The organism is Rhizobium sp. PP-F2F-G48, from assembly GCF_004342335.1.
Taxonomy (GTDB): Bacteria; Pseudomonadota; Alphaproteobacteria; order Rhizobiales; family Rhizobiaceae; genus Ferranicluibacter.
Map to the genome: position 1 here is coordinate 314847 of NZ_SLVH01000001.1, position 22161 is coordinate 337007.

General features: G+C 64.7%; 20 protein-coding genes and 1 pseudogene. 8 read left to right on the forward strand and 13 right to left on the reverse strand.

Annotated features, from left to right (window positions below):
- Window positions 1-5 precede the first annotated feature (5 nt).
- Genes C8J36_RS01470 through C8J36_RS01480 form a run of 3 tightly spaced genes read right to left on the reverse strand, consistent with a single transcriptional unit; the run spans window position 6 to window position 1636 of the window.
- The gene (locus C8J36_RS01470; protein ID WP_132531842.1) at window positions 6-482 is read right to left on the reverse strand and encodes a DUF2442 domain-containing protein; all 477 of its coding nucleotides are present in this window, start codon (window positions 480-482) and stop codon (window positions 6-8) included.
- Window positions 454-684, reverse strand: coding sequence for a DUF4160 domain-containing protein (locus tag C8J36_RS01475; protein ID WP_132531845.1), 231 nt, complete (start codon window positions 682-684; stop codon window positions 454-456). Before C8J36_RS01475 ends, C8J36_RS01470 begins: the two co-directional genes overlap by 29 nt.
- Window positions 685-715: 31 nt before the next feature.
- Window positions 716-1636 (reverse strand): LysR substrate-binding domain-containing protein, encoded by a 921-nt coding sequence (locus tag C8J36_RS01480; RefSeq protein WP_132531848.1) that lies wholly within the window; start codon window positions 1634-1636, stop codon window positions 716-718.
- 98 nt (window positions 1637-1734) lie between these two features.
- Here C8J36_RS01480 and C8J36_RS01485 point away from each other — a divergent pair, with 98 nt between their 5' ends.
- Window positions 1735-1947, forward strand: coding sequence for a hypothetical protein (locus C8J36_RS01485; RefSeq protein WP_132531851.1), 213 nt, complete (start codon window positions 1735-1737; stop codon window positions 1945-1947).
- On the opposite strand, the gene xdhC is transcribed toward C8J36_RS01485, so the two are convergent.
- From xdhC to xdhA, 3 genes are all read right to left on the reverse strand, one after another.
- On the reverse strand, window positions 1923-2747 hold the full coding sequence (xdhC, locus tag C8J36_RS01490; RefSeq protein ID WP_132531854.1) for a xanthine dehydrogenase accessory protein XdhC: 825 nt from the start codon (window positions 2745-2747) through the stop codon (window positions 1923-1925). The genes C8J36_RS01485 and xdhC overlap by 25 nt on opposite strands.
- Window positions 2744-5083 carry a xanthine dehydrogenase molybdopterin binding subunit gene (xdhB, locus tag C8J36_RS01495; protein ID WP_132531857.1) on the reverse strand — a complete coding sequence of 780 codons (2340 nt, stop codon included), beginning with the start codon at window positions 5081-5083 and terminating at the stop codon, window positions 2744-2746. The genes xdhC and xdhB overlap by 4 nt, the downstream gene beginning before the upstream one ends.
- A 62-nt stretch (window positions 5084-5145) precedes the next feature.
- Complete coding sequence (gene xdhA, locus C8J36_RS01500) at window positions 5146-6654, reverse strand: xanthine dehydrogenase small subunit (protein WP_132531860.1); 1509 nt, start codon at window positions 6652-6654, stop codon at window positions 5146-5148.
- A gap of 208 nt (window positions 6655-6862) precedes the next feature.
- Here xdhA and C8J36_RS01505 point away from each other — a divergent pair, with 208 nt between their 5' ends.
- The 4 genes from C8J36_RS01505 to sbmA all read left to right on the forward strand — a co-directional run bounded on the left by C8J36_RS01505 (window position 6863) and on the right by sbmA (window position 11411).
- Window positions 6863-7921: an LLM class flavin-dependent oxidoreductase gene (locus C8J36_RS01505; protein ID WP_132532967.1), complete on the forward strand. Its 1059-nt coding sequence runs from the start codon at window positions 6863-6865 to the stop codon at window positions 7919-7921.
- A gap of 136 nt (window positions 7922-8057) precedes the next feature.
- Window positions 8058-8807, forward strand: coding sequence for a type I methionyl aminopeptidase (map, locus tag C8J36_RS01510; RefSeq protein ID WP_062592132.1), 750 nt, complete (start codon window positions 8058-8060; stop codon window positions 8805-8807).
- On the forward strand, window positions 8807-10006 hold the full coding sequence (locus C8J36_RS01515; protein ID WP_245506422.1) for a YbfB/YjiJ family MFS transporter: 1200 nt from the start codon (window positions 8807-8809) through the stop codon (window positions 10004-10006). Before map ends, C8J36_RS01515 begins: the two co-directional genes overlap by 1 nt.
- Window positions 10007-10136: 130 nt before the next feature.
- A complete protein-coding gene (sbmA, locus tag C8J36_RS01520) occupies window positions 10137-11411 on the forward strand; it encodes a peptide antibiotic transporter SbmA (RefSeq protein ID WP_062592134.1) in 1275 nt (424 codons plus the stop codon).
- Between the two features lie 25 nt (window positions 11412-11436).
- On the opposite strand, the gene C8J36_RS01525 is transcribed toward sbmA, so the two are convergent.
- Window positions 11437-12489: a polysaccharide deacetylase gene (locus C8J36_RS01525; RefSeq protein WP_245506423.1), complete on the reverse strand. Its 1053-nt coding sequence runs from the start codon at window positions 12487-12489 to the stop codon at window positions 11437-11439.
- A gap of 329 nt (window positions 12490-12818) precedes the next feature.
- On the opposite strand from C8J36_RS01525, the gene C8J36_RS01530 reads away from it, so the two are divergent.
- Window positions 12819-13481, forward strand: a complete 663-nt coding sequence (locus C8J36_RS01530) for a tetratricopeptide repeat protein (RefSeq protein ID WP_062592136.1) — start codon at window positions 12819-12821, stop codon at window positions 13479-13481.
- Between the two features lie 291 nt (window positions 13482-13772).
- The gene (gene der / locus C8J36_RS01535; RefSeq protein ID WP_132531863.1) at window positions 13773-15191 is read left to right on the forward strand and encodes a ribosome biogenesis GTPase Der; all 1419 of its coding nucleotides are present in this window, start codon (window positions 13773-13775) and stop codon (window positions 15189-15191) included.
- A 138-nt stretch (window positions 15192-15329) separates the two neighbouring features.
- Here der and C8J36_RS01540 read toward each other — a convergent pair whose 3' ends face one another.
- Window positions 15330-16244 (reverse strand): sugar kinase, encoded by a 915-nt coding sequence (locus C8J36_RS01540; protein WP_132531866.1) that lies wholly within the window; start codon window positions 16242-16244, stop codon window positions 15330-15332.
- A 192-nt stretch (window positions 16245-16436) separates the two neighbouring features.
- Between C8J36_RS01540 and C8J36_RS01545 the strand changes: the two genes are divergently transcribed.
- Window positions 16437-18089: an alpha-glucosidase family protein gene (locus tag C8J36_RS01545; RefSeq protein WP_132531869.1), complete on the forward strand. Its 1653-nt coding sequence runs from the start codon at window positions 16437-16439 to the stop codon at window positions 18087-18089.
- On the opposite strand, the pseudogene C8J36_RS25235 reads toward C8J36_RS01545, so the two are convergent.
- From C8J36_RS25235 to C8J36_RS01570, 5 genes and pseudogenes are all read right to left on the reverse strand, one after another.
- Window positions 18081-18278: pseudogene (locus C8J36_RS25235) on the reverse strand (hypothetical protein). The gene C8J36_RS01545 and the pseudogene C8J36_RS25235 overlap by 9 nt on opposite strands.
- A 53-nt stretch (window positions 18279-18331) precedes the next feature.
- Entirely contained in the window at window positions 18332-18532 is a 201-nt protein-coding gene (locus tag C8J36_RS01555; protein WP_132531872.1) for a hypothetical protein, read from the reverse strand.
- 59 nt (window positions 18533-18591) lie between these two features.
- Window positions 18592-20289: an adenine deaminase gene (ade, locus tag C8J36_RS01560; protein ID WP_132531875.1), complete on the reverse strand. Its 1698-nt coding sequence runs from the start codon at window positions 20287-20289 to the stop codon at window positions 18592-18594.
- Between the two features lie 140 nt (window positions 20290-20429).
- Window positions 20430-21158: an alpha/beta hydrolase-fold protein gene (locus tag C8J36_RS01565; protein ID WP_132531877.1), complete on the reverse strand. Its 729-nt coding sequence runs from the start codon at window positions 21156-21158 to the stop codon at window positions 20430-20432.
- Window positions 21155-22120 carry an acetylxylan esterase gene (locus C8J36_RS01570; protein ID WP_132531880.1) on the reverse strand — a complete coding sequence of 322 codons (966 nt, stop codon included), beginning with the start codon at window positions 22118-22120 and terminating at the stop codon, window positions 21155-21157. Before C8J36_RS01570 ends, C8J36_RS01565 begins: the two co-directional genes overlap by 4 nt.
- Between the last annotated feature and the right edge of the window lie 41 nt (window positions 22121-22161).

Here is a 22161-nt window from a genome sequence, read left to right on the forward strand (position 1 = left end):
GCTTCCTAAAGATCCGCGTGCTCGACAAGATATTTGGTGGCGAGTGCGATGTGGCGGGGGATCGGCTTGTCCTTGCGGTAGTCCGCAACGAGGCGGCGTGAGATTTCGAGCGCGGCCGCCATTCCGTCGAGGCTCATGCCAAGATCCGCCATGGCATTTCGAAAAGCCGTGTTGTCGATGGTGGCCGGGCCAAGCCGGCGAATCCAATGGGCCGTCAATTCCGAGCCGTCGTCCCATTCCAGCGCGCTGCCGTAGCTGCTCACGCGCAGTGTCGCAAACAGCGCGGTGTCGGTCCTGAGCCTGAGAAAGATCGGATTGCTGGCCAAGGCCGGTGTCAGATCAACGATCTCGCTGTCACCGCCAGCCCAGACGATCTCCACCCGCCGCGCGTCTAGCGGCGTGGCTGACCGGATGCGCGGGAGCGGCTTTTCGAAGCCTATGATGTCATCATCGTCAACGTCGGTTAAGTCTGGTCCATTCATCCTGAAGTCTCTGCCTATTGTCCGCTGCCCATGTGAGCACCGCCCGCAAATCCCGTGCCCGCATCTGCCCCGCCACGATCTGGAAGTCGGATATGGCGATGAGGATGTCGTGGTCTGGTGAAGAGGCATGGAAATGCGGCGGGTGATGATCGTCGGCGAATATCTGGATCTTCACCGAGCCAAGCATCACCAATGTCGGCATGGCGAGCGCTGCCCTCTCTCACATAAGTGCACTATATGCACTTTCCCGTCTCTGAGCAAGCATCTGTTCCTGCAAACTCCTCCAAAATCCAGTCCCGGAATGCACGGATCTTCGGTACGTTGCGGCGACTCTCGGCATAGGCAAGCCAGTAGTCACGGCCATCGTTGCACAGGAGGTCGAAAGGAAGAATGAGGCGTCCGGCGGCGATGTCGTCGGCATAGTGGGCGGGATTGACGATTGCGACGCCCTGTCCGGCCATGGCGGCGGCCGCGTCGAAGGTCTGAACGCCAAAATCGTTCGGCGTCAGGGTGTCGAGGTTCGGATCGGGGACGCCGGCGGCCTTGAACCAGTGCTTCCACCACGGATCGGACGGGCTGATGAGCGGCAGCTTCAGCAGATCGGCGGGCTCGCGGATGCCGCCATGCGTTTCTGCCAGCGCCGGGCTGAGGATCGGCGCGAAATCGAGGCGCATCAGGTGTTGGCTGATCAGACCCGGCCAATCCCCCGTGCCCCAGCGAATGGCGATATCGGCGGTTTCCGTATGAAAATCAACGATGCGCGCGCCTGTGACGAGCCGGACGGCGATCTGCGGATGGCGGAACTGGAAGGTGCCGAGGCGTCGCGTCAGCCATTGCTGGGCGAAGGTTGGTGTAGAATGCAGGATGAGAATCTCGCTCGACGCACGCCGCGCCGCCACGACCGCCTCTCCCAACAGATCGAACCCCTGGCTCACTTTCGGCAGCAGCCGTTCGCCGGTCTCCGTCAGCGTGATCTGGCGGGGGCGGCGCAGGAAGAGGGGTTCGCCGATGTTCTCTTCAAGCAGCTTGATCTGGTAGCTGACGGCGGTCTGGGTGAGGCCCAGTTCCTCGCCGGCGCGGGTAAAACTCGACAGGCGCGCGACCGCCTCGAAGACGCGCAGGGCATTGAGCGGGACCTGTCGGGACATCTTCATGGATCAGTTCTCTTGATGGCGGCAGGCGGATGTTCGATTGGATTTCGAGCACGCTGCGGGCGATGATGCAAGCCATTCCCTGAGACAATGGTGATGCCATGCGCCCGCAGACGACACATCGGATCCCCCTGCAGACCCCGAAAAAGAATGCCGTTCGTCTGGTCCTGTGCCGAACGCTTGCCGTGCTCGCGCGGTTCTTGCCGGCACGCTATCCGCGGCTCGACCTTGAGAGCATGCCGGAGCATCTCCAGCGCGATCTCGGTTTTCTCGATGGACGAGACCCGCGCTACGAGGCGGCGGAGCGGCGGTAGGCGTCGAGGGCGACCAGCACCTCGGCGGCCGTCAGCGCGGCTATGACGGCCGGGCGCTTGTCGCTCACCGTCTTGCCGCCGATGGGCAGGACCAGGCGGGAGAGGGCGGCGTCCTCAAGCCCTTCGTCGCGCGCCCAGCTGGCAAATGTCGCCCGCTTGGTCTTCGAGCCGATCATGCCGGCATAGGCAAGGTCGGTGCGGGCAAGGGCTTCCCGTGCGATCAGAAAATCCAATGCGTGGTCATGCGTGACGATGATCACCGCGCTGCCGGGGGCGATGTCCTTGACCAGGGCTTCCGGCATCGCGGTCAGCCGCGGGCTCGCGCCGGATGACATCAGGTCGAGTTCGTTCCGGCGCGTCTCCACGGCGAAGGTGCGCACCGGCAGCAGCACCAGCGCGTCCGCCAACGCCCGGCCGACATGGCCGCCGCCGAACAGCCAGACTTCGGGGAAACCGTTGATACGGGCGTTCAGCATCGCGTCGAGGTCGTCGCGGGCCGGCGCGTCGAGCCGGCGGAACGACAAGGCGACCCGGCCGCCGCAGCATTGGCCGATTTCGGGCCCCAAGGGAATGTCGAGACGGATGTCCGCCGCAATGCCCGCCAGCATGGCGCGGGCGTGGTCGATCGCCATGTGCTCCATCTGGCCGCCACCGATGGTGCCGTGGGCGTCGGTCGGCGAAACGAGCATGAAGGCGCCGGTCTCGCGCGGGGTCGAGCCACGCGTTTCCGCCACCTCCACCAGAACGATCTGTGCCTCGCGGGCCAGAAACGCCTGCAGGCTGCCGACCACATATTTCATGAAGGGACACGCATGCGCTCGACCGCCATCAGCACGCGTTCCGGCGTGGCCGGCGCATCGAGGCGGGGGCAGCGACGATAGTCGTCGACGCTCGCGACCGCCATCGAGATGGCTTCGAGCACGGAGATCGGCAGGTTGAACGGCGGCTCGCCCACGGCCTTGGAGCGACCGATGGTCTCCTCGCCATTTTCGCTCCAGTCCGCCAGTTTGACATTGAAGATTTTAGGCCGGTCGGAGGCGAGCGGGATCTTGTAGGTGGAAGGCGCGTGGGTGCGCAGACGTCCCTTGGCATCCCACCAGAGCTCTTCCGTCGTCAGCCAGCCCATGCCCTGCACGAAGCCGCCTTCGATCTGGCCGATGTCGATCGCCGGGTTGAGCGAGCGGCCGACGTCGTGCAGCACGTCGACGCGGTCCACCATATATTCGCCGGTCAGCGTGTCGATCGAGACCTCCGAGACGGCGGCGCCATAGGCGAAATAATAAAAGGGCGTGCCGCGCCCGGTATTGCGGTCCCAATGGATCTTCGGCGTCTTGTAGAAGCCGGCGGCAGAGAGCTGGATGCGGGCGAAATAGGCCTGCTTGACGAGATCGTTGAAGGGCACGCGCTCCTCGCCGATCTGGACATGGTTCGGCACGAAGGAGATCTTGTCCGGCGTGGTCTGCCAGCGCTCGGCGGCGAAGGCGACGAGCCGGTCCTTGATCTGGCGGGCGGCATCGGCCGCGGCCATGCCATTGAGGTCGGTGCCGGAGGAGGCGGCGGTGGCCGACGTATTCGGCACCTTGCCCGTCGTCGTCGCGGTGATCTTCACCCGGTCGATATCGACCTGGAAGCTGTCGGCCAGCACCTGCGCGATCTTGATGTAGAGCCCCTGGCCCATTTCCGTGCCGCCATGGTTCAGGTGGATCGAGCCATCCTGATAGACATGCACGAGCGCGCCCGCCTGGTTGAAGGCGGTCATGGTGAAGGAGATGCCGAACTTGACCGGCGTCAGCGCAATGCCCTTGCGGATGATGCGGCTTTGCGCGTTGAAGGCGAGAATGTCGGCGCGGCGCGCCTGGTAGTCGGCACTCTCTTCCAGTTCGGCCACGAGCTTGCCGATGACATTGTCCTCGATCTGCTGGTGATAGGGCGTGAGATCGCGGCCGGAGCCCTTTTCGCCGTAGAAGTTCCGCTTGCGGATCTCGAGCGTGTCCTTGCCGAGCGCATAGGCGATTTCCTCGATCATGCGTTCGGCGCCGACGATGCCCTGCGGTCCGCCAAAACCGCGATAGGCGGTGTTGGACACCGTGTTGGTCTTCAGCGGCTCGGAGGTCAGGCGTACATGCGGATAGAAATAGGCGCCATCCGCGTGGAAGAGGGCGCGATCGGTGACCGGGCCGGAGAGATCGGAAGAATAGCCGCAACGCGCGGCGAAGGTTGCGTCTACCGCATGGATGCGACCGTCGTCATCGAAGCCGACATCGTACTCGACCAGAAAGTCATGGCGCTTGCCGGTGCAGGCCATGTCCTCGTCGCGGTCGGGGCGGAACTTGACGGGGCGGTTCAGCCTCTTCGCGGCGACGGCGGCGATGACCGCGAACTGGTTGCCCTGCGTTTCCTTGCCGCCGAAGCCGCCGCCCATGCGGCGGACCTGGACGGTCACCGCATTGGAGGGGACGCCGAGCACATGGGCGACCATATGCTGGATTTCGCTCGGATGCTGGGTGGAGGACCAGACCGTGATGTCGTCGTCTTCGCCGGGAATGGCGAAGGCGATGTGGCTTTCGAGATAGAAATGCTCCTGCCCGCCGATGCGCATCTCGCCTTTCACGCGGCGCGGCGCGTGCTGCATTTCGGTGGCGGCATCGCCGCGCGACAGGGTCAGCGGCTTGGTCACGAGTTTTCCGCCGGCCGCGCGCGCTTCCGTCACGTCGATCGCGTGCGGCAGGTCGTTGTAGGTGATTTTTGCAAGACGGGCGGCGCGGCGGGCCGCGTCGCGCGTTTCGGCGATGACGGCGAAAGCGGCCTGGCCGTGGAATTCGACTCGGCCATCCGCCAGCACCGGTTCGTCATCGAGGTGGCTCGGGCTGATGTCGTTGGAATGCGGCATGTCGCGCGCGGTGAGAACGCAGACGACGCCGGGATAGGCTTCGACGGCGCCGAGATCCATCGAGACGATCTCGGCATGGGCGCGGTCGGTCAGGCCGAGGGCCGCGTGCAGCGTTCCCGCCGGCTCGGGCATGTCGTCGATATAGTCGGCACTGCCCGCCACATGCTTGTGCGCGCTGTCGTGGCGCAGGTTCCGGTGCATGCCGCCGCGGATGATCTTGCGCTCCTCGAAGGTCGAGCTGTCCATGATGCGTCTCCTTGACCTTGCGGCCTTCTTTCATTTGCAGCGCCGAACCGAACCGCGAGATCTCATTCCGCGGCGTCGAAGCGCACCAGTTCCGCCGGCGCGCCCGATGTTTCCAGATAGAACCGCAACAGCAGGTTCCTGGCGGTCAGCGTGCGATAGGCGCTGGTGGCGCGCCAGTCGCTGAGAGGCTGGTAATCGACGTCGAAGGCCGGGCGGGCCGCGGTGACGGTGTCCTCGGTCCAGGGCTTGCCGATCAGCGCATCCTCGACCGCCGTGGCGCGCTTTGGCGTGCCGGCCATGCCGCCGAAGGCGATGCGGGCGGATGTGACGAGGCCTTCCCCGGACACCGCGAGACGGAAGGCGGCGCAGAGCGCGGAGATGTCCTCGTCGCGGCGTTTTGAGATTTTGTAGACCGCGAAGTGCTCGTCTGTCGGCAGCGTCGGCACGAAAACGCTCTCCACGAACTCGCCCGGATGGCGGTCCTGCCGGCCATAGGCGATGAAGTAATCCTGCAGCGGTACGGTGCGCGTGCCGGAGAGGGAGCGGAGCGTGATGGTGGCGTCGAGCGCGATCAGAGGCGGCGGCGTGTCGCCGATGGGCGATCCGTTGGCGATGTTGCCGCCGATGGTGCCCATGTTGCGCACCTGATCGCCGCCCAGCCTGTCGAGCAGTTTTCCGAGCGGCGGCAGGCGGCGCGCGAGGGTGGAAAAGGCGCGCGAATAGGTGACGCCGGCGCCGATGGTGATGCCGTCGGCCGTCTCGGTGATCGCTTGCAGATCCGACAGGCCGTTGATGAAGATGACGGGGTTGATCGGGCGCATCTGCTTCGTTACCCACAATCCGACATCGGTCGAACCCGCGACAACAGTGGCTTGCGGATATTCGGCCAGCGTTTTGGCCAGCGCCTGCGCCGAGCCGGGCACGACGAGGCGGGCCTCGGGCGGGCCGAGCACGATGGTTTCGCGGGTGGGCAGGCCCGAGAGGAAGGTGATCACGCGCGCGCGCATTTTCAGGATCGGATCGAACACGGCATCGGGCCGGGCGGTGGCGACGGCTTCGGCCGCGCGCACGATCGGCTCGTAGCCGGTGCATCGACAGAGATTGCCCTGCAGCGCCTTTTCGATGTCGGCGCGGCCGGGATTGTCCTTCGACAGCCAGAGGCCGTACAGCGACATGACGAAACCGGGCGTGCAGAAACCGCATTGCGAGCCATGGTAATCCACCATCGCCTGCTGCACCGGATGCAGCGTGCCGTCGCGCGCGGCCAGATGCTCGACGGTGACGACATGGGTGGCATTCAGCGAACCGACGAAACGGATGCAGGCGTTGACGCCTTCATAGACGAGGTCTCCCGCAACCAGACGCCCGACAAGAACCGTGCAGGCGCCGCAATCGCCCTCGGCGCAGCCTTCCTTGGTGCCGGTCAATCGGCGTTCCAGCCGCAGGAAATCGAGCAGCGTTGCCGTCGGTGCCACGTTCGTCAGATCGATGTCGCGGTCGTTGAGCAGGAAGCGGATGCTGCCAGAGGTCGATTGGGCGGTCGATTGGGCGGTTCGGGTGGTGCTGGTCATAAGGACCCCTTGTCTTGACGGGCAAGACTAAGCGCAAAGACAGCCGGCTGACAATTGCTTTTGGCAGTCTGCTCGCCCGCCGGCTGTGGGCATCCGAAAGCAAAACCCCGCGCGTGGCTGTAAACACAGCGTCTCCGCCTTTGGCTGTGGGAAAAAGCGCTTGCGATGATTATGTGTGGTGAAACAGCTTCATCAGGACGGGCACATCATGGAACTCGGTCTCTATACTTTCGGCGATGTCGATCCCAAAGCCGCCGACAAGGGCCGCGAGGGCGAACGCCGCTTGAAAAACCTGCTGGACGAGATCGAGCTTGCCGATCAGGTCGGGCTCGACGTATTCGGGCTCGGCGAGCATCACCGCGCCGATTATGTCGTCTCGTCGCCGGCCGTGGTGCTGGCGGCGGCGGCCGCGCGCACCAAGCGCATCCGGCTGAGCAGCGCGGTCACCGTGCTCTCCTCGGACGATCCGGTGCGCGTGTTCCAGCAGTTTGCGACGCTCGATCTTCTCTCGGGCGGTCGTGCCGAGATCATGGCGGGACGCGGCTCCTTCATCGAATCGTTTCCGCTGTTCGGCTATCCGCTGGAGGATTACGACGACCTGTTTTCCGAGAAGCTCGACCTGCTGATGGCGCTGCGCAGCGGCGAGATCGTGACGTGGGAGGGCGAAAAGCGGGCGGCGCTGCACGATCGCGGCGTCTATCCCCGGCCGTTGCAGGCGCCGCTGCCGCTGTGGGTGGCCGTCGGCGGGACGCCGCAGTCGGTTGCGCGCGCCGGTGCGCTCGGCCTGCCGGTGGCGCTCGCCATCATCGGCGGCGAGCCGGCGCGCTATGCGCCGCTGTTCGATCTCTACCGGGAAGCCGCCCGGCGGGCGGGGCAGCCGGCCACGGCGCTGAAGACCAGCATCAACGTGCACGGGTTCATCGCCGATACGACGCAGGCTGCAGCCGACCAGTTCTACGGGCCGCAGGCCGAGGTGATGGACAGGATCGGCCGCGAGCGCGGCTGGGGGCCGACCAACCGGGCGCATTTCAACCAGGCGATCGGCCCGCGGGGCAATCTGTTTCTGGGCGATCCCGAAACCGTCGCGGAAAAGATCGTCTGGCATCACCGGATTTTCCGGAACGACCGCTTTCTGTTGCAGATGGCGATCGGCCCGATGCCGCACGAGCAGATCATGCGTGGGATCGAGCTTTACGGCACGAAGGTCGCGCCGCTCGTGCGCGCCGGGATCGCCGAGGATGCGGCACGGGCGGCGAGCGCCGTCTGAGCCCGTGCCAGCCGCATGCCGCTTCCCGCCTGCCTTCCTTGCAGGCGGGAAGCGGAAAAGATAGGTTTGCGTTTTTGCCGGCGCGTCGTGGCTTCCAACCCTGTCGCGCCGGATCAGACTTCGGATATGAACGATCATGACTCTTGAAAATGACGACGATCTCGAGCGCCTGAAGGAGATCGGCCGGATCTGCGCCAATACGCTGCAGATCATGGGCGCCGCCCTTGAGCCGGGAATGACGACGGCCGAACTCGACCTCATCGGCCGCAAGGCGCTGGAGGCCGAAGGCGCGCGGTCGGCTCCGGAGCTGTCCTACCGGTTTCCCGGCGCCACCTGCATCAGCGTCAACGAGGAGGTCGCGCATGGCATTCCCGGTGCGCGCGTCATCGCTGCGGGGGACCTCGTCAACATCGATGTCTCCGCGGAAAAGGGCGGGCTGTTTGCCGATACCGGTGCGTCCTTTGCCGTGCCGCCTGTCGCACGCGCGACCGAGCGGCTCTGCCGCGACGGCAAGCGCGCGATGTGGGTGGGGCTGAACGAGGTCAAGGCGGGCAAGCCGCTGGCTTCCATCGGCAACGCGATCGGCGCCTTTGCCCGCAAGAACCGCTACACGCTGATTTCCAACCTCGCGAGCCACGGCGTCGGCCGATCGCTGCACGAGGAGCCGACCGAGATCTCCACCTGGCCGGACAAGCACGAGAAGCGCCGGATGGAGGACGGAATGGTGTTCACCATCGAGCCCTTCCTGTCGATGGGCGGGCAGTTCGCCGAAGGCGGCGACGATGCCTGGACGCTCTATAGCGAGCCGCGCGCGCCGACGGTGCAGTACGAGCACACGGTCGTCGTCACCCGCAACGGCCCTCTCGTCGTCACGCTGCCCGGCTGATGCTGAAACCGCGCCGATCGGATCTGAGGCTCCTGGCCACGGCTTTGGCCGGTGCGATCGCGATGGCGGTCGCCATGGGCTTCGGACGGTTCTCCTATACGCCGATCCTGCCCGGCATGATGCTCGACATTCCGCTGAGCCCCGGCGAGGCCGGGGTGATCGCCGCCGCCAATTTCCTCGGATATCTGCTCGGTGCCGTGCTGGCCGGCCTCTCCTTCGCGCAAGGGCGCGAGCGGGTGATCGGGCTCGGCATGCTGGTCGCCACGACGCTGCTCCTCTGCGCCATGGGCATGACGAACTCCGTGCTCCTGTTCGCGCTGATCCGCTTTCTCGCCGGCATGGCCAGCGCCTTCACCATGATCATGATCTCCCAGATCGTGCTCACAAGGGGTGCTGCGGCCGGCAAATCCCATGTGCAGTCCCTGCATTTTGCGGGCGTCGGTCTCGGCATCGCCGCCTCGTCGCTGATGGTCTGGCTCTTGCCGTCCGGCCAGGGCGAAGCGCTCGCGAACTGGCGGGAGGCGTGGTTTGCCGGAGCCTTCCTGTCGCTGCTCGGCACCGCCTGCGTGGCGCTGCTTCTGCCCGAGGGAACCGCGACCTCAGGCACGGTGCCGGTGGCGGAGCCGCCGCTCGTCTGGACGCGACCCTTTGCGGCGTTGACGCTGACCTATGGCCTGTTCGGCTTCGGCTATGTCATCACGGCGACCTTCCTCGTCGCCATGGCCCGGGCAGGCGCCGTCGATCATACGATCGAGTTTCTCTCCTGGCTCGTCACGGGTTTGAGCGCCGCCGTGTCCGTTGCGGCCTGGCGCAGCGCGGTGCCGCGCTTCGGCATCGTCGGCGTGTATCTGATCGGGCTCGTGGTGGAGGCGCTCGGCCTGATCCTCACGGTCGCCCTGCCGTTTCCGGCGGCGCCGCTAGCCGGCGGGCTGCTGCTGGGCGCGACCTTCGTCATGATCACCGCCTTCGGTCTGCAGATCGGCCGCGCTCTCGCACCGGGAAGCCAGCGCCGGGCGCTCGCCGTGATGACCGCCGCCTTCGGCATCGGGCAGATCATCGGCCCGCTCGTCGCCGGCTGGCTGGCCGGGATAACCGGCAGCTTCACGCTGCCGACGCTGATCGCAAGCGGGGTTCTGATCCTCTGTGCGATGATCGTCTTTGCCGAGCGCCGCGGCATCCGCAGGGCGTCGGGGCTATGAGGCGCGGCTCATTAATTCCAAGTAACCTGACGAAGCCGCGATTGTGAAGCTCGGGCAATTGGCCTAGGTTCGCGCCGGTTTCGCGTCACGGCGCGAATGACGTCGTTGCATCAAGCTGAAGGCGCTCGATTTGTTTGTCTCGTTTTTCCCCTATCCACGATACTTCTTCCCATCCGTCGTCATCTGGACCATGCTCGCGATCGCCGCATGGTATGCGGGAGGCAGCGAGTTCGGCAATCTGATAGGGCTTCCGTCTCTGCCGCCGGGCACGGAACCGGTGATCGGGGTTTCGGTCTTCTGGTCGCCGCCATTCCTCTGGTTCTATATCTACTACGCACTGATGGTCGGCCTGTTTGCCGCCTTCTGGTACACCTACCGTCCGCATCGCTGGCAGAACTGGTCGATCCTTGGTTCTGCGCTGATCATGTTCAACACCTATTTCTCCGTGCAGGTCGGCGTGTCGATCAATGCCTGGTACGGCCCGTTCTACGATCTCATTCAGCAAGCTTTGGCGCGCACGGCCCCTGTGACGGCGGATCAGCTCTACATGGGCATGCTCGGCTTTGCCGGTATCGCCTTCGTCGCCGTCACGGTCGGCGTTTTGAACCTCTTCTTCGTCAGCCACTATGTTTTCCGCTGGCGAACCGCGATGAACGATTTCTACATGTCGCACTGGGACAAGCTGCGGCACATCGAAGGCGCCTCACAGCGTGTGCAGGACGATACGATGCGGTTTTCGCGGACCATGGAAGGTCTCGGCGTCAACCTCGTCAGCTCGGTGATGACGCTGATCGCCTTTATGCCGATTCTGTTCAAGTTCTCCGCGACGGTCACCGAACTGCCCTTCATCGGCGAAGTGCCGCATGCCCTCGTCTGGGCGGCAATCTGCTGGTCCCTGTTCGGTACCGTCTTTCTCGCCGCCGTGGGCATCAAACTACCCGGGCTCGAGTTCCGCAACCAGCGGGTCGAAGCGGCGTACCGTAAGGAACTCGTCTATGGCGAGGATAACGCGGACCGCGCCGATCCCATCACGGTGGCGCAACTGTTTGCCAATGTCCGCCGGAACTATTTCCGTCTCTATTTTCACTACATGTACTTCAACGTCGCTCGAATCTTCTATCTTCAGGCCGACAATCTCTTCGGGACATTCGTCCTCGTCCCGTCCATCATCGCGGGCAAGCTTTCGCTCGGCGTCCTGAACCAGATCCAGAACGTCTTCGGGCAGGTTCGGGAATCGTTTCAGTATTTGGTGAACTCGTGGACGACGATCGTCGAGCTTCTGTCGATCTACAAGCGCCTGCGTGCATTCGAGTCTGCGATTGAAGGCGAACCGCTGCCGGAGATCGATCAGCGCTATCTGGCGCGCGAACAGACCGATGGCGAACTGGCGGCCGACAAGCCGTAGCGAGCCGAGGACGACAGCGGAGACATCAAAAGGCGGAGGGATCCGCCTTTTTTCGTGCCTCGATCAGCGGCAGGGCCTGTGCATAGCTGACGCAGGCCACGTCCGGCTTGCCGCAGGTTTCGGTCAGGAAGGTTTCCAGTGCCCGCCAGTAGGCGCCGCCGTTCATTTCCACGAAGTGGAAGCCGAGTTGCAGCGGGATGCGGGCGCCGTCGTACTGTGCGGTGAAGGCATCGCGATAGGCCTTGAGCGTGCGCGCTTCGAAGGTGGCGCTGTCCTTGCGGTTCTCGACGCCCATCGAGTGGCGGACGAAGAGGTTGTAATCCATGCCGATGACGCGGCGCCCGCTCGGTCCCTCGGGGATCAGCGGCAGGCCGAAGCGCTCCACTCCGCCTTCGAGCGTCGGCCAGGCCGGGCCCTTCGTGACGAGGCTGGCGTCGTAGGAGAGGCCCGCTTTTCGCTCTGCCGGAACGAGGCCGGTGCTGGTCGAAAGGTAGGGCGCGCGAAACCCCTTGATCCCGTCGACCATGCTGCGCCACCCGTCCGGCTCCTGCTGCGCGATGCCGCCGGCCTCCCAGGCCTTGTCGAGCGCCGCGTCGAAGGCGGAAAATTCGTCGCTCCAGTCTTTCTCGCTCCAGTCCTTGCCGTCGAAATGGCCGCAACCATGGCTGCCGATGTCGTGGCCGTCCTGATGAGCCTGCCAGATGTGGCGCACCCGCGTCGCGATCTCCTCGCGGCTCTGGGCGTAACCGACATTCGAGGCACCCTGCTTGTGGCCGCTCGCCCGGTAGGACCGGCCGCCTTCCGCCTTGGTCATCAGGAACGTGCAGGAGAGGAAATAGGTGAAATGCGCGCCGACCTGCCGGCTCATCGCGAGGCTGCGTTCCCAGAGCGTGTTGTCGTGCGCGCCGTCGAACGAGATGATGACGAGCTGTTGGAAATTCGACGCTGTTGCCGAAGACGGTGCCGGCTGCGAGATCCCCGCTGCCGGCTGGGGCGGGTCGGCCCGCGCGACCGAGGGCATGAGCGCCAGCGGCGGCAGGAGAATGAGGGCGGCCAAAGGCGTCGTGGAGACATGCATGCTAAAACCTGACGTGATGCGCCTGCTGCAGACGGGCGAAGGGCTGGCCGACCCTGCAGCGGGAGAGGAAGACGCGGCATCACCCGGGGTGACGGACGATGCGCGCTTGCCCCATGCGGCAGGAATACGGCGATCCTTTGGAGCGACAAGCGTCGCAGCGGAGATAGGCGGAAATAATGCCCCCAAGCTTGCCGTGTCAGAGAGGGGGGGGCGGAAGGCGCATACTCACTTGCCGCGATTTCGCCGTGCCCCCTTACAATATGCGCGAAATAGGCTAGAAGCGCGGCTTTGACAGAAATGGCAGAGAAGGCCGGTCCGCCGGAACCCGAATGGCGCATCAGAACGACAGTTTCATCCGCGAGGTCAATGACGAGCTTCGCTCCGAGCAGGTCAAGGCGGTCTGGCTCCGCTTCGGTGGCATCCTCGCGATGCTCGCGGTTCTCATCGTCATCGGCACGATCGGCAAGGTCGCCTATGATTACTGGCACGAGACCTCGGCCTCGGCCTCGGGCGACGAATTCCTCGCCGCCCTGACGCTTGCCAAGGACAACAAGTCCGACGAGGCGCTGGCCGCCTTCGAAAAGCTGGAGGCCGACGGCTACGGCGCCTATCCGGTTCTCGCACAGATGCGGGCCGCAACCTTGAAGGCGCAGAAGGGCGATACCGCCGCCGCCATCGCCGATTTCTCCGCGATCTCGAAGAACGAGGCGATCGTGCAGCCGATGCGGGATGCCGCCCGGATTCGCGCAGCCTATCTGCTGGTCGACACTGGCACCTATCAGCAGGTCTCGGCGGAAGCCGAGCAGCTGGCGGTGGACGGCAACGGCCTTCGCAACTCCGCGCGCGAAGCGCTGGGCCTTTCTGCCTACAAGGCTGCAGACAAGGCCAAGGCCAAGGAATGGTTTCAGCAGATCGTCGACGACAGCCAGGCGCCGCGCGGCCTTGCCAACCGGGCCCGCATGCTTCTGGACGTCATGGCGTCCGCGCAGTGACCAACTAGAGCATGTCCAGCCGAAGCGGGAACGCCTCGGCATCGGACACTGCGGCAGAAACAGAAATCCCGGCAGATTGCGCGATCACGAGACTGCGCATGATGCTTGAGATCCGTTTTGACACCCGTCGCCCGAAGCCGCTCCAGGCTTGCGGGCGACAGGCTTTGATGCCGCTGGCTGCCTTGTGTGCCGCGGCGGAATGAACCGAGAGGTCGCAACGCCTTGCCTGTCATGATGACGGGCGCCGCTGCGGCCGGCACAGCGGCATGAACGCCGCGACAGGATTTTGAGATGAACTTCACCGTCGCCATCGTCGGCCGCCCCAATGTCGGCAAGTCCACGCTGTTCAACCGCCTTGTCGGCAAGAAGCTGGCGCTGGTGGACGACACCCCGGGCGTGACGCGCGACCGCCGGCCGGGCGACGCGAAGCTCGTCGATCTCCGCTTCACGATCATCGACACCGCCGGCCTCGAACAATCCGGCCCCGAGACCCTGCAAGGTCGTATGTGGGCGCAGACGGAGGCCGCGATCGACGAGGCGGACCTGACGCTGTTCGTGGTCGATGCCAAGGCGGGCCTGACGCCGGCCGACCAGACGCTGGCCGATCTTCTGCGCCGCCGCGGCAAGCCGGTCGTGCTGGTTGCCAACAAGTCGGAAGCCAAGGGCTCGGACGGCGGCTTCTACGATGCCTTCACGCTCGGCCTCGGCGACCCTTGCCCGATTTCGGCCGAGCACGGCCAGGGCATGATCGACCTGCGCGATGCCATCGTCGAGGCGATCGGCGAGGAGCGGGCCTTTCCGCCCGTGGTGGATGAAGCCGAGACGGATATCGACCTGCGGAAGTCGGCGGGCGAGGGCGACGACGATGAGGAACCTGCTTACGACGAGACGAAGCCGCTGCGCGTCGCCATCATCGGGCGGCCGAACGCGGGCAAGTCGACTCTGATCAACCGTTTCCTCGGCGAGGATCGTCTGCTGACCGGCCCCGAAGCCGGCATCACGCGCGACTCGATTTCGGTGGAATGGGACTGGCGCGGCCGCACGATCAAGATGTTCGATACGGCCGGCATGCGCAAGAAGGCCCGTGTCCAGGAGAAGCTCGAAAAACTCTCGGTCGCCGACAGCCTGCGCTCGATCCGCTTTGCCGAGTCCGTCGTGATCGTCTTCGATGCGACCATTCCGTTCGAAAAGCAGGATCTGCAACTGGTCGATCTGGTAATCCGCGAGGGCCGCGCCGCCGTGCTCGCCTTCAATAAGTGGGATCTGGTCGAGGATCCGCAGGCGCTGCTCGCCGACCTGCGCGAGAAGACCGAGCGGCTGCTGCCGCAGGCGCGCGGCATCCGCGCCGTGCCCATGTCCGGGCAGACCGGCTACGGGCTCGACAAGCTGATGCAGTCGATCATCGACACGGACAAGGTCTGGAACCGCCGCATCTCCACCGCGCGCCTCAACAAATGGCTCGACTCACAGCAGACCCAGCATCCGCCACCGGCCGTCTCCGGCCGTCGCCTGAAGCTGAAATACATGACGCAGGTCAAGGCCCGCCCGCCCGGCTTCATGATCTCATGCACGCGTCCGGACTCCGTGCCGGAGAGCTATATCCGCTATCTCACCAACGGCCTGCGCGCCGATTTCCAGATGCCCGGCGTGCCGATCCGCATCCATCTCCGCGCTTCGGAAAACCCGTTCGAAGGCAAGAAGCGCCGCTAAACTGCGACATCGATCGGAACGTCTCTTCAGGCGTTCCGGCGCATGTCCCTGGCACCTTGCGCCTGAAACGACCGCTTTTCCCGAGTCGATTCCAAAGGTTATCCGTCGTCCTTCGCCTAAGCTTTTACGCAAAGGGGCTCATGGCTGGGGCAGATGCGCGGGCGGCACCAGCGCGCCGTGATGGGCGATGACGGCCGCGGCGACGCGGGCGGCAAAGGCTGCGGCTTCGGCCGGCGGGACGCCGGTGAGGAGCTTTGCCAGAAACGCGCCGTTGAAACTGTCGCCGGCACTGGTCGTGTCGACCACGGTCTCGACCTTTGGCGGTGCTATGCCGACGATGTCGCCGGCGCCGGCTGCGAGGCGCGCTTCCCCGCTGCCATTCTTGACGAGGATCGTTTCGGCGCCCCATTGCCGATAGCGCGCGATCGTCGCCTCGGGGTCGGCGTCGCCGAAATGCGCCTGCTCGTCGTCGAAGCTCGGCAGGAGGACGGTGGCGGCACGGGCGCCGGCTTCGACGACGGATCGCAGGGTTGCGGCGTCTTCCCAAAGCCGAGGGCGGATGTTGGGGTCGAAGACGACGCGACGGCCCGCGGCCCTGGCGCGGCGCAGTTCGAGGATCAGCGTCTCGCGCGCATCCGGCGAGAGGATGGCAAGGGTGATGCCGGAGAAGACGATCGTGTCGGCTTTCTCGATGGCGCTTCGGACATGCGCGGCGTCATCGGCCAGCCTTCGCGCGGCGGAGGCCGAGCGCCAGTAGGAGAAGCTCCGCTCGCCATCCTTCAGATGGATCATGTAGAGGCCGGGGGCGGCACCTTCGATCTGCCTGACATCCTCGGTGACGATGCCCTTTCCCGCCATGAAGGCGAGCATTTCCTCCGACAGAAGATCGGTGCCGACAGCGCTGAGATAGGCGACGTCGAAAGGGGTCGGCAGGTAGGTGCGGGCATAGTAGGCGGCATTCAGCGTGTCGCCGGCAAAGCCCTTGCGGAGCAGGCCGCTGCCGGCGTCTCCGAGTTCCACCATGCATTCGCCGATTGCCAGAAGCCGTGCCATCGCTGTTCTCCTCGTTGCGTTCGCCGGATAAGCCCTGCCGGCGCCGATGGCAAGGCAGGGCCTGATCGGCAAGGGATTCGTGAACGCCTGTCATTTCGCCCGTGCGCCCGAAAGCCGGCATCCCGTCATTGCCTCGTTGCCGACCGAACGCTAGAACATCGGCTGACCCCTCCCATTCAAAAGGAATCGTCCATGGCCTCTTCCCCGAAGACCAACCCGGACTGGTGGCGCGGCGCGGTGATCTATCAGGTCTATCCGCGATCGTTCCAGGATACGAACGGTGACGGGATCGGGGATTTGCCGGGCATTACGGCACGGCTGCCGCACATCGCCGGCCTCGGCGTCGATGCCATCTGGCTGTCGCCGTTCTTCACCTCGCCCATGGCCGACATGGGATACGACGTGTCGGATTACTGCGACGTCGATCCGATGTTCGGAACGCTCGCCGATTTCGACACCATGCTCGCGGAAGCCCATCGTCTCGGTCTCAAGATCATCATCGACCAGGTGATCTCGCACACGTCCGATCAGCATCCCTGGTTCAAGGAAAGCCGCGCGAGCAACACCAATGCGCGCGCCGACTGGTATGTCTGGGCCGATGCGAAGCCCGATGGGACGGCGCCGAACAACTGGCTGTCGATCTTCGGCGGTCCGGCCTGGGAGTGGGACGGCGTCCGCCGGCAGTATTACCTGCACAATTTCCTCGGCTCGCAGCCGGATCTAAATTTTCACAATTCGCAGGTTCAGGAGGCGGTGCTCGACACGGTGCGTTTCTGGCTGGAGCGCGGCGTGGACGGTTTCCGGCTGGATACGGTCAACTACTACTTCCACGACAAGGAACTGCGCGACAACCCGCCGCTCGGGCACGATGACGACGGGCCGGGACTCGATGCGCCGGATGTCAATCCCTACGGGATGCAGAGCCATCTCTACGACAAGACGCAGCCCGAGAATATCGGCTTCCTCAAGCGCTTCCGGGCGCTCCTGGAAGAATATGACGACCGCACGGCCGTGGGCGAGGTCGGTGACGGCGGGCGTTCGCTGAAGACGCTGGCCGCCTATGTCAGCGGCGGCGACAAGCTGCACATGTGCTACACCTTCGACCTGCTCGGCCCCGACTTCACGGCCAGCCACATCAGGCACTGCGTGTCCTCGTTCCAGAATTCGGTGACGGACGGCTGGGTCTGCTGGGCCTTCTCCAACCATGACGTCCAGCGACATGTCTCGCGCTTCATTCAGAACGAGAGCGAGCGGGAGCGGATCGGGAAGCTTGCCATCTCCGTGCTCGCGACGCTGCGCGGCTCCATCTGCCTCTATCAGGGCGAGGAACTGGCACTCCCGGAAGCCGAGCTCGAGCTGCATGAGTTGCGCGACCCCTACGGCATCCGCTTCTGGCCGGCCTTCAAGGGCCGCGACGGGTGCCGCACGCCCATGCCGTGGGAGCGTGCCGGCCAGAGCGGCGGCTTTTCCACGGGACAGCCCTGGCTGCCGGTGCCGGACGTGCACAAGGCCATTGCCGTCGATGTGCAGGAGGCCGGGGACGATTCGGTGCTCGCGCATTATCGGGACACGCTCGCCTTCCGGAAGGCCATGCCCGCGCTGTTCGACGGGGGCATGACCTTCCTCGACACCAACCAGGACATCCTGATCTTCACCCGCGAGAAGGCCGGCGAAAAACTGCTCTTCGTCTTCAATCTGCGACGCGGCCCACAGACGGTAACTCTGCCGAAGGGCATGACCATCGCCGAGATGCTGCCGCTGCCGGGGTTCGATACGGCGAGAATCGAGAAAGACGAGATCGTGCTGGAGGCGCTGGATGCTTTCTGCGGGCGGGTGTCAGGCTAGAAGCTTATCGTAATCGGCATGCGAACCGATCCAGAACCAGACAAGGTCTTCGCCGTTTCGAACGGCGAGGGCTCTCTAGGATGACCCGACACGAACGGACCAGAAGCGGCCTACCTGCTTCAGATGAAGGGACGGATGGAAGGGATCGCCCTTCAAAATATCGAAATTGCGATCGGCAACCGCTCTCACATGCTGGGGAAGCGCATCGTAGCACTTCTAGAACGCGCCGGTCGCGTGATGTTTCAAAGGCGTCGTGCCTGCCCCGCGGAAAACTCCAAGAGCGCGGCATCTGCCAGTGCATCGAGCTTTCCGGACGTCGCATCCGTTTCGAAACGCTCATCCCAGCGCTTTACCTGCAGGTCTTCGAACCAGCGCGCGAACTCTGCCAATTCGTCGGCGGATAGCTCGGTCACCGATTTTTCGATATGTTCGAGGCGGCTCATGATGGTCTCCGATCTTGCACGCAGAATAGGACAGGCGCCGGTTGCTGCCAAGGTCGCCTTCACCCGATCAGCATGAACCGATCCACATCCACCAGCCCCCTGTCCGAGATCTTCAGATGCGGGATGACGGGGAGGGGCAGGAAGGCGAGCTGAAGGAAAGGTTCCTGCAGGGTGGCGCCAAGAGCAAAGGCGGCCTGCCTCAGGTGGTGGAGCGTGTCTCGGACGCTCTCATAGGGTTCGAGGCTCATGAGGCCTGCGACGGGCAGGGCGATCTCTCCGGTGACGATGCCGTCCTCGACCACGACGAAGCCGCCTTTGATCTCGCCCAGGCGGTTTGCCGCGAGCGCCATGTCGTCGGGATCGACGCCGACGACGCAGATATTGTGGCTGTCGTGGCCGACCGTCGAGGCGATGGCGCCTTTCTTCAATCCGAAACCCTGGACGAAGCCGTTGGCGTGATTGCCATTGATGCCGTGGCGCTCGATGACGGCGACCTTGATGATGTCTCGCCCGAGATCGGCCCCCGTCTGGTTGCCGTCGGCCGGCAGCTGGAAGCGGCGATGTTCGGTGATGATCTTGCCGGGGAGAACGCCGATGACGGATGTCTCGCCCTCCGTATAGGGCACGGCGAAGGCGGCGGCGTGGATGTGTCCGGCCTTGACGCTGTCGAGCCCGACGGGTGCCACGGGACGACGGGTGGCGAAGAGTGCGTCATCGACCCGGCGACCGGCGGAAAAGACCATCTGCGCCTTGCAGTTTTCGAGGCTGTCCACGACCACGAGATCGGCCCGCCAGCCGGGCGCCACGAGGCCGCGGTCGCGCAGGCCGAAGGCACGGGCAGCTGAGATGGAGGCGGCCCGATAGACGGCGAGCGGCTCGACGCCATGTGCGATGGCCTCGCGGATCATGTAGTCGAGATGGCCTTCCTCGGCGATATCGAGCGGATTGCGATCATCGGTGCAGAGCGCGAGAAAGGGCGACAGTCGCTCCGTCAGAATCGGCATCAGGGCGTGAAGGTCCTTGGAGACCGAGCCTTCCCGCACCAGGATATGCATGCCCTTGCGGATCTTCTCCAGGGCCTCGTCCGCCGTCGTGCATTCATGATCGGTGCGGATGCCGGCCGCGAGATAGCCGTTGAGATCGAGACCGCGCAGCAGTGGCGCATGACCGTCGATATGGCCGTCCTGGAAAGCTTCGAGCTTCGCCATGCAGATCGGGTCCTTGTGGATGACCCCCGGAAAATTCATGAACTCGGCAAGGCCGATGACCTTCTCATGGCCGCGATAGGGAAGCAGCGCCTCGATCGGCAGGCTGGCGCCGGAGGTTTCCAGATGGGTCGCCGGCACGCAGCTCGACAGCTGCACGCGGATATCCATGATCGTCTCGCGGGCACTGTCGAGGAAGAAGTCTATGCCTTGCGTGCCCAGCACGTTGGCGATCTCGTGCGGGTCGCAGATGGCGGTCGTCACGCCGTAGGGCAGGACGCAGCGATCGAACTCGTGCGGCGTCACCAGCGAGGATTCGATATGCAGATGGGTGTCGATGAAACCGGGAACGACGATGCGACCGGAAATGTCGATCTCCTCGACGCCGTGATAGCTGCCGCAGGTGCCGACGATCCGGTCGCCGCAGAGCGCGATGTCGCTTTCGAGGCAGTCGCCGGTGACGAGGTCGAAGAAGCGTCCATTCTTGAGGACGATGTCGGCAGCGACGCGGCCCGTGCCCTGGTCGATTCGGTCGGAGAGAGTGGCGGACATGAGGGCTCCGGTTCTGGCATGGAAATGGCGGCGTGACGGGAGATCGACACCAGGGCTCATCATAGAGAGTGGAGCGCGCAGGGGAAGGGCGGGCCGCGAAATGGCGACGTCGGAGAGGCCGTCAACGCCGGGATTGGCCTTCAGATGTAAAGCGCCGCCATCTTGCGCCAGGACTGCGCGCGATGGGCGCGGCCGTCCCAGACATGGAGCTGGTGATGGACGTTCTTCTCGTCAAGCAGGCGGCTCAGATACCAGTTGTTCTCCAGGAAGGGGTCGGCATTGCCGATGGCAAGGACGATCTCGACGGACCTCAGGCGGTCGAGGCGCCAGTCCTGCGAGAGGCCCGGCAGAAAATGCGTCGGGGTGTGGAAATAGACCTCGTCGTCATAGTGGCCGTCGAGCAGATTGTTGAAACTTTCGACCTCCAGCGTCAGGTCGTAGCGCCCGGAGAAGGCCACAAGCTTGGAAAAGAGGTGCGGGTGTCGGAAGACGAGGCTTGCCGCCTGGTAGGCACCGAGGCTGCAGCCCTGTGCGATCGTGGCGCCATGCGGGTTCCGCTCGGCCATGAGCGGCAAGACCTCGTTCAGAACATATTCCTCCAGCGCCCTGTGGCGGCGGATGCGGTCGGCGGGGTCTCGGCTGCGGTCGTAGAAAGTTTCGCGGGCGAGCCCCTCGATGCAGAAGAGCTGCAGGTGTCCGGCCTGGACCTTCTGCGCGAGCGCACCGACCAGGCCAAGCTTTTCGTATTCCCAGAACCGGCCTTCGCGTGTCGGAAACATCAGCACCTTGGCGCCGGCATGCCCGAACACCAGCAACTCCATGTCTCGATGGAGCCGCGGACTGTACCAGCGCAGATATTCGCGATTCATGGTGTCCCGAAAAGTGTCCCGACTTTTGCCAACAGCGCCGATGCCTGCGCCTGCTGACCAGGATAATCGAAATGCCCGGCGTCCAGGATGAAGATTTCGTTATAATTCTTCGTCGGGAGCGCATTGGCGACGGAGAACTGACAGGGCGGCGCAACGGCGGGGTCGAACCGGGCGACGGCGCAGAGGATCGGCACCGCGATGCGCGTGGCGGCGATCGCCGCGTCGAACAGGCGGAGCGTTTCGGTCACCTCCGGGTGGGTGTGGCTGTAGGCCTGCACGGCATTGGCGCTGCCGATGGTCGGCAAGGTCAGCCAGAGCGGCCGGTTGCCGAAAGTGGGAACGGTGAGATGGCCCCGGTCGATGCGGCGGTCGAAGGGAATGGCCAGCGCGCCGATGCCGCCGCCGAGGCTGATGCCGCTGTAGCCGGTGCGGCCCGTCGTGCCGGGAAACAGCGTGTTCATCACGGTGACGGCGACCCACACGTCCTCGACGCAGCCACCGATGATGTACCGATCGGGATCGTCGATATCGTGCAGCACGTGCCAGGCGGGATCGGGCGAGATCGGGGCTCGGCTGCTGCGGGAAAGGCCGCGGAAACAGGGGAAGAGAATGGCGGTGTTTTCGACGGGAAGGTCGAGATCCGGTTGGTCGCGTCCCCCATAGCCGTGGCCGACGATGAGGCCGCGCTGCACGGTGCCGTGATGCGGCAGGAGAAGCCATCCGCCGATCCGGAAACCCTCCGTCGAGGTATAGGAGAGATCGTGAATGATCCATTTGCCGTTCTGGACGGCCGATCGGGTCAGGCTGGGGCTCGGATCGACGGCGAGCGCCTTGCGATAGCGCTCCTGCCAGAAGGCGTCGAAACCCTTCGCCTCCGGCGGCGGCCGGATCGCGCGAAGGTCTGCAAGCCCGAGCCCGTAGGTAGGATCGAAATCGTAAGGGTGGCGCTTGGGAATGCTCATGGTCGGCTGACCCCGTTCTCGAAGGAGAGGATAGCCCGGGC

What these genes read in the sequence shown, in the direction of transcription:
- C8J36_RS01470 (WP_132531842.1), bottom strand. Translation starts at nt 482, where the DNA reads ATGAATGGACCAGACTTAACCGACGTTGACGATGATGACATCATAGGC.
- C8J36_RS01475 (WP_132531845.1), bottom strand. Translation starts at nt 684, where the DNA reads ATGCCGACATTGGTGATGCTTGGCTCGGTGAAGATCCAGATATTCGCC.
- C8J36_RS01480 (WP_132531848.1), bottom strand. Translation starts at nt 1,636, where the DNA reads ATGAAGATGTCCCGACAGGTCCCGCTCAATGCCCTGCGCGTCTTCGAG.
- C8J36_RS01485 (WP_132531851.1), top strand. Translation starts at nt 1,735, where the DNA reads ATGCGCCCGCAGACGACACATCGGATCCCCCTGCAGACCCCGAAAAAG.
- xdhC (WP_132531854.1), bottom strand. Translation starts at nt 2,747, where the DNA reads ATGAAATATGTGGTCGGCAGCCTGCAGGCGTTTCTGGCCCGCGAGGCA.
- xdhB (WP_132531857.1), bottom strand. Translation starts at nt 5,083, where the DNA reads ATGGACAGCTCGACCTTCGAGGAGCGCAAGATCATCCGCGGCGGCATG.
- xdhA (WP_132531860.1), bottom strand. Translation starts at nt 6,654, where the DNA reads ATGACCAGCACCACCCGAACCGCCCAATCGACCGCCCAATCGACCTCT.
- C8J36_RS01505 (WP_132532967.1), top strand. Translation starts at nt 6,863, where the DNA reads ATGGAACTCGGTCTCTATACTTTCGGCGATGTCGATCCCAAAGCCGCC.
- map (WP_062592132.1), top strand. Translation starts at nt 8,058, where the DNA reads ATGACTCTTGAAAATGACGACGATCTCGAGCGCCTGAAGGAGATCGGC.
- C8J36_RS01515 (WP_245506422.1), top strand. Translation starts at nt 8,807, where the DNA reads ATGCTGAAACCGCGCCGATCGGATCTGAGGCTCCTGGCCACGGCTTTG.
- C8J36_RS01525 (WP_245506423.1), bottom strand. Translation starts at nt 12,489, where the DNA reads ATGCATGTCTCCACGACGCCTTTGGCCGCCCTCATTCTCCTGCCGCCG.
- C8J36_RS01530 (WP_062592136.1), top strand. Translation starts at nt 12,819, where the DNA reads ATGGCGCATCAGAACGACAGTTTCATCCGCGAGGTCAATGACGAGCTT.
- der (WP_132531863.1), top strand. Translation starts at nt 13,773, where the DNA reads ATGAACTTCACCGTCGCCATCGTCGGCCGCCCCAATGTCGGCAAGTCC.
- C8J36_RS01540 (WP_132531866.1), bottom strand. Translation starts at nt 16,244, where the DNA reads ATGGCACGGCTTCTGGCAATCGGCGAATGCATGGTGGAACTCGGAGAC.
- C8J36_RS01545 (WP_132531869.1), top strand. Translation starts at nt 16,437, where the DNA reads ATGGCCTCTTCCCCGAAGACCAACCCGGACTGGTGGCGCGGCGCGGTG.
- C8J36_RS01555 (WP_132531872.1), bottom strand. Translation starts at nt 18,532, where the DNA reads ATGAGCCGCCTCGAACATATCGAAAAATCGGTGACCGAGCTATCCGCC.
- ade (WP_132531875.1), bottom strand. Translation starts at nt 20,289, where the DNA reads ATGTCCGCCACTCTCTCCGACCGAATCGACCAGGGCACGGGCCGCGTC.
- C8J36_RS01565 (WP_132531877.1), bottom strand. Translation starts at nt 21,158, where the DNA reads ATGAATCGCGAATATCTGCGCTGGTACAGTCCGCGGCTCCATCGAGAC.
- C8J36_RS01570 (WP_132531880.1), bottom strand. Translation starts at nt 22,120, where the DNA reads ATGAGCATTCCCAAGCGCCACCCTTACGATTTCGATCCTACCTACGGG.